At 40.2% G+C, this 7,289-nt stretch carries 4 protein-coding genes; 3 read left to right on the forward strand and 1 reads right to left on the reverse strand.

Annotation, left to right across the window (positions count from 1 at the left end; all coding sequences use genetic code 11):
* Positions 1–191: 191 nt before the first annotated feature.
* The 3 genes from HMPREF9078_RS09940 (at position 192) to HMPREF9078_RS09950 (ending at position 4,736) form a co-directional block, all read left to right on the forward strand.
* Entirely contained in the window at positions 192–833 is a 642-nt protein-coding gene (locus HMPREF9078_RS09940; RefSeq protein ID WP_009420552.1) for an O-methyltransferase, read from the forward strand.
* Between the two features lie 88 nt (positions 834–921).
* Entirely contained in the window at positions 922–3,144 is a 2,223-nt protein-coding gene (locus HMPREF9078_RS09945) for a patatin-like phospholipase family protein (RefSeq protein ID WP_009420553.1), read from the forward strand.
* 137 nt (positions 3,145–3,281) lie between these two features.
* Positions 3,282–4,736, forward strand: a complete 1,455-nt coding sequence (locus tag HMPREF9078_RS09950) for an aminoacyl-histidine dipeptidase (RefSeq protein WP_009420554.1) — start codon at positions 3,282–3,284, stop codon at positions 4,734–4,736.
* Positions 4,737–4,826: 90 nt separating this feature from the next.
* Here HMPREF9078_RS09950 and fumC read toward each other — a convergent pair whose 3' ends face one another.
* A complete protein-coding gene (fumC, locus tag HMPREF9078_RS09955) occupies positions 4,827–6,224 on the reverse strand; it encodes a class II fumarate hydratase (RefSeq protein ID WP_009420555.1) in 1,398 nt (465 codons plus the stop codon).
* Positions 6,225–7,289 lie beyond the last annotated feature (1,065 nt).

Below are 7,289 nucleotides of genomic sequence, written 5' to 3' on the forward strand. Positions count from 1 at the left end.
TTCGAGCCGCACGGGCAAATGAACAATGAACGAAGAAAAGTTATAGTAAAGTTATTGTTATATTGGAAATAAAAAGTACTTTACCTCGCTTCTTCTACATTTCTATCAATCTCCTCTACCTTTGGCTTTTGTGGCAAAGGTACAGCTTTTTTGAATATTATTGCTATCTTTGCCAAAAAAATATTTTACCAATGCACTTTTTATCAGAAGATTTAGAAAATTACGCTTGCGAACATACTGACAACGAACCTCCTTTACTGCAAGAACTCAGTAGGCGCACTCACCTTACTGTATTGCAACCGAGAATGATTAGTGGTCATTTACAAGGGCGTTTCCTCAGTTTGCTCTCTAAATTGATACAGCCTAAAACTATTTTAGAAATAGGCACCTACACGGGCTACGCAACCCTCTGTTTGGCAGAAGGTTTGGCAGTTGATGGTGTTTTACATACTATCGACATCAAAGAGGAACTCACTGACCTGCAAAGGGAGTTTTTTGACCGGAGTGGCTATGGGGCGCAAATTGTGCAACACTTAGGCAAGGCAGCCGATATTATCCCTACTCTTAGCACTACTTTCGACCTTGTTTTCATAGATGCTGACAAACAGAATTACGCTCATTATTTTGATTTGGTGATAGACAAAATGAACTCAGGAGGTGTTATCCTCTCTGACAATGTGTTGTGGAGTGGTAAAGTAGTGCAAGAAGTAAAGCCTTCGGATAAACATACCCAAGCCTTAATGGCTTATAACCAAAAACTAAAAGAAGACCCTCGTATAGAGACAGTGCTACTCCCCATACGGGACGGTATTACCATATCGAGAGTAAAATAGAGCGATTGAAAAATTAATCCTCATTTTTATATTGTTATTTGTTAATTATTTTATACCTTTGTGCCTGTTTTAAAAAGCAATTCATTGGATGAGAATATTCTTAGCAACCATATTTCTGATACTTAGTAGTCCTCTTCTGCGTGCGCAAGATACTACCCACAAAAAGGATTTAAAAGTGGGATTGGTACTCAGCGGTGGAGGTGCGAAAGGGTTAGCACATATAGGGGTACTAAAAGTGTTGGAAGAAGCAGGGGTGCGCATCGATTACATCGGGGGTACGAGTATGGGGGCTATGGTAGGAGCTTTGTATGCGGCGGGTTATTCAGCCAATGAGTTGGACTCTATCTTCCGTCAGTTAGACTTTGATAAACTCTTGCAAGACAAGACTTCACGCCGTGCTAAATCATTACACGAGCGCTATATATACGACCGTTACGCAGTAGCATTGCCTTTCAATAACTTCAAAGTAGGGTTGCCTCGTGCGGTATCAAAAGGACAAAACATCTACAACGAGTTTGTGAAACTACTCTATCCGGTGAATGAAATCTATGATTTTTCGCAGTTACCCATTCCTTTCTTGTGTGTAGCAACGGATATAGAAACAGGTAAAGGCGTAGTACTTGAAAACGGTTTCTTGCCTCAAGCAATACAAGCAAGCGGTTCGTTTCCTTCGCTATTCGATTTGGTAGAAATAGATGGTAAATGGCTTACCGATGGCGGTATTGCCGATAATTATCCCGTAGACGAAGTTAAGAAAAAAGGAATGGATATTATCATAGGGGTAGATGTACAGAGTCCGCTAGCAAAACGAGAGGAGATTAACTCTTTTTTGAGTATTTTTTCGCAGATTACTACCTTCCCGATGATAGATAATATGCCAAAAAAAATAAAAGAGACCGATGTATACATCAAACCTAATATAGAGGGATTCAACGTTATTTCGTTTGATAAAGGAGAGACAATCATCAACAATGGCAAAATAGCAGCGGAACATTTTCTACCAAGATTGCGTGAGATTGCAGCTCAACAAAAACATACAGAGGAAAGAGAACGAATACAAAAGATAGATTCCTTTTACTTAAAAGACGTCCATTTTCATAACAACGAGCACTTTTCGCGTAGTTATTTGCGCGGTAAACTACACTTGAAATATTTAAACCGTAAGATTTCGTTCGAGCAACTGAACGACGGAATCGACAACTTGATGGCTACTAACAATTTCCATTCTATCAATCACCAGATTAGGCACACATTTGAAGGGGAACATATAGACTTTTATTTAAGAGAGAATCCGCAACGCACCTTTTTGAAATTTGGGATACATTATGACAATCTGCTAAAAACAGGGTTCTTGATGAACTATACTCGGAACTATTTCTTACAAAGCAGTGATTTTCTTTCACTCGACCTTATTGTGGGAGATAACATACGCTATCAGTTTGATTATTTTGTGGATAAGGGATTTTACATCAGTTATGGATTGCGGTCTAAGTTTGTGCAATTCGACCGAAAGCTGAACACAAAACGCTTATCTAACTACCGAATAGAGCGGTCGGAGCTCAACCGAATGGACGTAGAGGCTTACGACTGGGTAAATCAGCTGTATTTGCAAACACTTTTGGGTAATGGTTTTGTATTTGGCTTAGGAGTAGAGCACCGCAAAATACAGTTTGATACTGAGCAAGTGCATTCAATAAGTTCAGCGACTTCGTATTCGGAAAAGAGTCATATAGGCAGTTTGTATTCTTATCTTAAATACGACAGCTTTAACAATAGCTTTTTCCCCAGTAGAGGGGTGTACTTTAATACACAGTTCAATTTCTATGCACTTGCCTCTAACTACTCAGATTTTAACAAATTTACAACGGGTAAAACAGAATTATCATTTGCTTTTCCTATCTTGCCAAGATTGAGCGCACGAGTAGGATTAGAAGGCGGTGTTACCATAGGAGGCTCTAATGTATACTCATTAGACTTCTTTTTAGGAGGGTATAACAAGAATGTATTTACGAACTATTCACCTTTTTACGGCTATGATTTTTTGAGTATTGGTGCTAAAAACTACTTAAAATCAGAATTGGTAATAGATATCCAACCCTTTAAGAAACAACACTTGCTATTATTAGCGAATATTGCTAAAGCAGACAACAATCTTTTTGAGAGTTTCGAATGGAAGAAATACCCAGACTATTCGGGGTATGGGATAGGATATAGCATTGAGAGTTTTTTAGGTCCTATAGAACTGAAGTGCACTTACTCACCTGAAATACGACAAGCGATATGGCTGTTTAATATAGGGTACTGGTTCTGATTAGGTAAAAGGTAAAAGATAAAAGGTAAAGCCAGCGAGGACTCACAGCTGGGTATGTGAATAAAAAGTAAAAGGTAAAAGCAGTAGCGACTAAATACTAACAACTGATAACTAAAAACTAATAATTAATAAATATAATGAAAATAACAGAGTTAGAACCAAAACAGTTATGGGCGAACTTTGCGAGCTTGAATGCCGTGCCTCGTCCATCAAAAAAAGAAGAGAAAGTCATTGCTTTTATGGTGGCTTTTGGCAAAAGTTTAGGGCTTGATACCTACCAAGACGAAACGGGCAATGTAATCATTAAAAAGCCCGCTACGGCAGGAATGGAAAACCGCAAAACAGTAGTGTTACAATCACACCTCGATATGGTACACCAAAAGAACAATGATACGGTATTCGACTTTAGTACGGAAGGTATCAAAATGTTAGTAGATGGCGACTGGGTACGTGCTGATGGTACAACTTTGGGAGCCGATAATGGTATTGGGGTTGCAAGTATTATGACTATCTTACAAAGTAAGGATATCCCTCACCCTGCTCTTGAAGCTCTCTTTACTATTGACGAAGAAACAGGAATGACGGGTGCTAAAGGGCTCAAAGGCGGATTGCTCTCTGGTGATTTTCTTCTCAACTTAGATACTGAGGAAGACGACGAAATTGATATAGGATGTGCCGGTGGTGTAGATGTATCGGCGTTTAGAGAGTACGACGTGGTAGATACGCCTGATAATTCAGTAGGCTATACACTTACCATAAAAGGATTACACGGCGGACATAGTGGTACAGATATTCATAAGGGCTATGCTAATGCCAACAAACTGATGAACCGTATATTATTCACTTGTACTGAGAAATTTGGTTTGCATATTGCAAGTGTAGATGGAGGCGGTTTGCGCAATGCTATTCCGAGAGAAAGCGTAGCGGTGATAACTATTAATAAAAACGACGAAGTGGCTTTTAAAAAAGAAGTAGCTACGCTTACCCAAGCTCTCCAACACGAGTATTCAGTAACTGAACCGACTTTTACAGTATTACTTGAACCTACTGCGGTACCTGAGAAAGTAATGGAAGAAGAAGAACAAGAAGATGTGTTACGCGCTCTTTACGCAGCTTTCAATGGGGTGTACAAAATGAGTCAGACGATTGCTGACCTTGTAGAAACCAGTAATAACGTAGCAAGAGTACAAATTAAAGACGGCGAAATAAACGTGTATTGCCTCACTCGTTCAGCTTCAGAAACTTCTAAATATGATTTGGCTGATACGATTCGCAGTAGTTTTGAGTTAGCTGGATTTGAAGTAGAATACACTGGTAGTTACCCAGGTTGGGAGCCCAAAGTAGATGCTGAAATCTTGAAGATTGTAAAAGCACAATACAAAACGCTCTTCGGTGAAACACCTAATGTAGTAGCTTGCCACGCAGGCTTAGAATGTGGCATTTTAGGAACCCATTACCCCGAAATGGAAATGGTGAGCTTTGGTCCTACTATCAAAGGGGCACACTCGCCAGCTGAAAAGGTAAATATAGCTTCTGTACAGAAGTTTTGGAAGTTCTTACTAGCGATATTGCAACATATTCCTAACAAATAAGAACAAATATACAGTTACTTACATAAAAAAGGGAAAGTTATCAATTAGATAGCTTTCCCTTTTTTTAATATTATAAACTTTTTATATTACTTATTTAAGGCTTCCGACCATATCTTCAGGGCGTACCCATTTGTCGAAGTCTTCCGGAGTTACATAACCTAAACGCACAGCTTCTTCTTTAAGGGTTGTGCCATTGCGGTGAGCCGTTTGCGCTATTTCGGCTGCTTTGTAATAGCCAATCTTAGTGTTAAGAGCTGTAACAAGCATTAACGAGTTATCTACTAATTCCTTAATGCGTTTGTAGTTAGGTTCAATACCACTTGCACAGTGTTCTTCAAATGATACACAAACATCTCCTATCAACTCAGCTGATTTAAGGAAGTTAGAAGCCATCAATGGTTTAAATACATTTAATTCATAATGACCTTGTGTACCTCCTATTGAAATGGCTACATCATTACCCATTACTTGAGCTGCCACCATTGTCATAGCTTCACATTGAGTAGGATTTACTTTACCGGGCATAATAGAGCTACCAGGTTCGTTAGCAGGAATGATGATTTCGCCTATACCTGAGCGAGGTCCTGAAGCCATCATACGAATATCGTTTGCAATCTTATTGAGTGATACGGCTAATTGTTTAAGAGCTCCGTGGCTTTCGACAATTGCATCGTGAGAAGCCAAAGCTTCAAACTTATTAGGAGCGGTTACAAAAGGTAGACCGGTGAATTTAGCAATGTATTCAGCTACTTTCACGTCGTAACCTTTAGGGGTATTGAGCCCTGTACCTACGGCTGTACCTCCTAAGGCCAATTCTGAAAGGTGAGCTAATGTGTTTTTAAGAGCACGCAAACCGTGGTCGAGTTGAGATACGTAGCCTGAAAGTTCTTGTCCCAAAGTAAGTGGTGTAGCGTCCATAAGGTGCGTACGACCTATTTTTACTACATTTTTAAAGGCTTCGGATTTAGCAGCGAGAGTATCGCGTAGTTTCTGAACACCAGGAATAGTTTTCTCAACTACCATTTTATAGCAAGCGATGTGCATACCGGTAGGAAAAGTATCATTAGACGATTGTGATTTGTTTACATCGTCATTGGCTTTTAATACAGGGTCGCCTTCACCTATTTTTTTACCAGCCAACACTTGAGCACGATTGGCAATCACTTCGTTCACATTCATATTAGATTGTGTGCCTGAACCGGTTTGCCAAATTACTAATGGGAATTGGTCGTTGAGTTTGCCTTCGAGAATTTCATCGCAAACTTGAGCGATAGCATCGCGTTTTTCGACTGAAAGCACTCCTAAATCGAAGTTTGCATAAGCGGCAGCTTTTTTAAGATAAGCAAAACCACGGATAATTTCAATCGGCATAGAAGCGGGTGCACCGATTTTAAAGTTGTTGCGTGAACGCTCTGTTTGTGCTCCCCAATATTTATCGGCTGGCACTTTCACTTCACCCAAAGTGTCTTTTTCAATTCTATAACTCATTTTGTTTGTATTAGTTAAAATAATCTTCTTTTAAAAACGCTACAAAGGTACGTTGTATTTTCTAAATATTAAAATTTTTCTGAGATTTTTTGATACCATTACTGTATTCTATTTATTAAAGGCAGGCAGGTGCGAGCCACACAGACAGGTGCGAGCCACACGGGCAGGTGCGAGCCGCACGGACAGTTGTAGCACGACGAGCAGTCGTAGCACGACAAGCATTTTGGGGGTGAAATGAATTAATGATGAAATTAGGAGAGAAATATACAAAGTTTATAGGAAACTTACAGGATAATCGAACAATAAGTGGCTTTTCAGTGGGTCTACAGTGGCTCTACAGTGGCTCTACAGTGGCTCTACAGTTGCTCTACAGTGGCTCTACAGTGGCTCTACAGTGGGTCTATAGTGGGTCTACAGTGGGTCTACAGTGGCTCTACAGTGGGTCTACAGTGGCTCTACAGTGGCTCTCCAGTGGCTCTACAGTGGCTCTACAGTGGCTCTACAGTGGATCTACAGTGGCTCTACAGTGGCTCTACAGTGGCTCTACAGTGGCTCTCCAGTGGCTCTACAGTGGCTCTACAGTGGCTCTACAGTGTCTCTACAGTGGCTCTACAGTGGCTCTACAGGGGCTCTACAGTGGCTCTACAGTGGCTCTACAGTTGCTCTACAGTGGCTCTACAGTGGCTCTACAGTGGGTCTACAGTGGCTCTAGAACGAATAAAAGACGAATGATGGATAAATCTAAGTTAAAGCTAAAAGATAGATAAAAAGAAGGTTATTAGTAGATTTCAACTTTGCCAAAGTTTGAAACTTGGGCAAAGTTCATACAAAAAGCGGTGCAAGGTACAAGGACAGATAGAGAAAAGACGAGTGAGAAGCCCCCGAACCCCCGAAGGGGGACAAGCCTTAAAGAGAAATTGGTAAAGACTATCGGTCTGAAAGACAAGACTTATTTGAAGATAGAGCGAAACTGAATCAAGCCTAAGGAAAATGCGAGCCACAAGAGCAGATAATGAAATAACGAACAATGAACGAACAAATGACGAACAAATGACGAACAAATGA

It is taken from the genome of Capnocytophaga sp. oral taxon 380 str. F0488 (assembly GCF_000318255.2).
Lineage (GTDB): Bacteria > Bacteroidota > Bacteroidia > Flavobacteriales > Flavobacteriaceae > Capnocytophaga > Capnocytophaga ochracea.

What these genes read in the sequence shown, in the direction of transcription:
- HMPREF9078_RS09940 (WP_009420552.1), top strand. Translation starts at nt 192, where the DNA reads ATGCACTTTTTATCAGAAGATTTAGAAAATTACGCTTGCGAACATACT.
- HMPREF9078_RS09945 (WP_009420553.1), top strand. Translation starts at nt 922, where the DNA reads ATGAGAATATTCTTAGCAACCATATTTCTGATACTTAGTAGTCCTCTT.
- HMPREF9078_RS09950 (WP_009420554.1), top strand. Translation starts at nt 3,282, where the DNA reads ATGAAAATAACAGAGTTAGAACCAAAACAGTTATGGGCGAACTTTGCG.
- fumC (WP_009420555.1), bottom strand. Translation starts at nt 6,224, where the DNA reads ATGAGTTATAGAATTGAAAAAGACACTTTGGGTGAAGTGAAAGTGCCA.